Source organism: Nocardiopsis lucentensis DSM 44048, from assembly GCF_000341125.1.
Lineage (GTDB): Bacteria > Actinomycetota > Actinomycetes > Streptosporangiales > Streptosporangiaceae > Nocardiopsis > Nocardiopsis lucentensis.
Genome location: NZ_ANBC01000170.1, coordinates 1 through 2,015, shown reverse-complemented (window position 1 = coordinate 2,015; position 2,015 = coordinate 1). Strand labels below are relative to the sequence as shown.

At 70.3% G+C, this 2,015-nt stretch carries 2 protein-coding genes and 1 pseudogene; all 3 read right to left on the bottom strand.

Going from position 1 to position 2,015, the window contains the following annotated elements:
• A partial coding sequence (locus D471_RS33180) for an ATP-binding protein (RefSeq protein ID WP_040688501.1) occupies positions 1-805 on the bottom strand: 805 nt, incomplete at its 3' end.
• Between the two features lie 185 nt (positions 806-990).
• Complete coding sequence (locus D471_RS0105630; RefSeq protein ID WP_017597723.1) at positions 991-1,596, bottom strand: Uma2 family endonuclease; 606 nt, start codon at positions 1,594-1,596, stop codon at positions 991-993.
• Between the two features lie 15 nt (positions 1,597-1,611).
• Positions 1,612-2,015: pseudogene (locus tag D471_RS33175) on the bottom strand (RNA-guided endonuclease IscB); the annotation flags it as partial.

Below are 2,015 nucleotides of genomic sequence, written 5' to 3'. Positions count from 1 at the left end.
GGTAGCCGATGGTGCGGGCGAAGCGCACCGCGTCCTGGCACATGCGTTCGCGCAGTTCCGGGTCGAGGTTGGGCGCGGGGGCCAGTTCCACGACCTTCTGGTGGCGCCGCTGGACCGAGCAGTCCCGCTCGAAGAGGTGGATGACGTCGCCTTGGCCGTCGGCCAGGATCTGCACCTCGATGTGGCGGGGTTCCACCACGGCCTTCTCCAGGAACACCGTGGGGTCGTCGAAGGCCGCGCCCGCCTCGCGCATGGCGGCCTCCACGGCCTCGCGCAGCGCCCCCGGAGCGTCGACCCGGCGCATCCCCCGGCCGCCGCCCCCGGCGACGGCCTTGACGAACAGGGGGAAGCCGATCTCCTCCGAGGCGGCCACCAGGGCGTCCACGTCCGTGGAGGGCGCGGACGAGCCCAGCACCGGCACGCCCGCCGCCTTGGCCGCCGCCACCGCGGAGGCCTTGTTGCCGGTCAGCTCCAGCACGTCGGCGGGCGGGCCGACGAACGTGATGCCCGCCTCCTCGCACGCCCTGGCCAGTTCGGGGTTCTCGGACAGGAAGCCGTACCCGGGGTAGACGGCGTCCGCGCCCGACTCCAGGGCGGTCCGCACGATCTCCCCGACGGACAGGTACGCCCGCACGGGGTGTCCCTGCTCCCCGATCTGGTAGGCCTCGTCGGCCTTGAGCCGGTGCAGTGAGTTGCGGTCCTCGTGCGGGAAGACCGCGACGGTCCTCGCGCGCAGTTCGTTGCCCGCGCGCAGCGCGCGGATCGCGATCTCTCCTCGGTTGGCCACGAGGATCTTCTGGAACATACAGGCAGCCTCCTGAGTCTCCGCCCGCGGTGGGTGGGAACCCTCGGCGCCGTTGCCGGTGTTCGTCGCCCCGCGCACACGGTCAGGTGCACGATAGTTGGCCCGCTCCGCGGACGCCGACACCGGGGCGGCGTACGGGCCGAGCCGGGCGCCCCGAACGGGGCGCCCGGCTCCGTCGGAGGTGCCTATCCGGCGGCCTCGTCGGATCCGCCGACGTGCTTTCGCCGGTTACCGAGGGCGCCGAGCCAGTGGGGGACGACGCTCAGGGGGAAGGGCGTGTCCGTCTTGAGGATGTTCTCGCCCACGACGGTGGTGACCTCGCGGTAACCGCCGTCCTCCAGTCGGAGTTCGGTGATGCTCGGCAGAGCGGGGTCCGGGTTGACGATCCAGTACGAGGGGATACCGAACTCCTCGTACTCCTGCCGCTTGGTGTGGTGGTCGCGGATGGCGCTCTCGGGGGAGACGACCTCCACCGCCAACAGCGGGGGTTTGGTCAGGTAGGGGCTCTCCGCGTCGGCCGTATGGATCACCGCGACGTCAGGGACGCGGTGGTGGGTGCGGTCGGCGTTGACGTTGATGCCGGGGCCGGTGGCGACCTCGAAGTCGTCGGAAGCCGGTGTGGTGAGATGGTAGCTCAGCCGGGACTCGACGCGGGTGTGCACATAGACAGGTGCGGGTGACACGTCAAGCCGCCCGTCGTCCAGTTCGTAGCGCCGCCCGTCGTCCGGTGTGTCCTTCAGATCGTCCACGGTGAGCAGGGGCGGATCCAGGTCCGTCTTGCCGGTAGCCATTGGATTCTTGGGGCTTCAGACCGGGGAGGAAGCCCCTGCCTCCTTCTCCACGGTGTAGGCATAGCCGTCGGCCCATTGCAGGAGCCGAAGGTTCTTGTACGAGGTCTTCACCGGGCCGCACGGGGTGGTGACGGTGTGCATGCCGGTGGACCGCACCGCGACCCGCCCTGTGTGGCTTCCGGCGTTCTTGCCTTTGGACACCACGGCGCGGACCAGGTCGCCGGTGGCGAAGCCGAAGAAGCGCTTGGTGCGAGGCAGTCGCAGCCGAGGGAACCCGTGCTTGTCGGTGCGGGTGCGGGTGCGGGTATATGATCCACGGCCGGTGCACCCCGCGACCAGAACCGTGCGCACGACTTGGGTGATCGTCTCGGTCTTGCCGACCGCTAGGGCGTCCAGGGTGTGGGACTTGGGCAGGTGGT

Coding starts and splice junctions, on each gene's coding strand:
- D471_RS0105630 (WP_017597723.1), bottom strand. CDS start 1,596: ATGGCTACCGGCAAGACGGACCTGGATCCGCCCCTGCTCACCGTGGAC.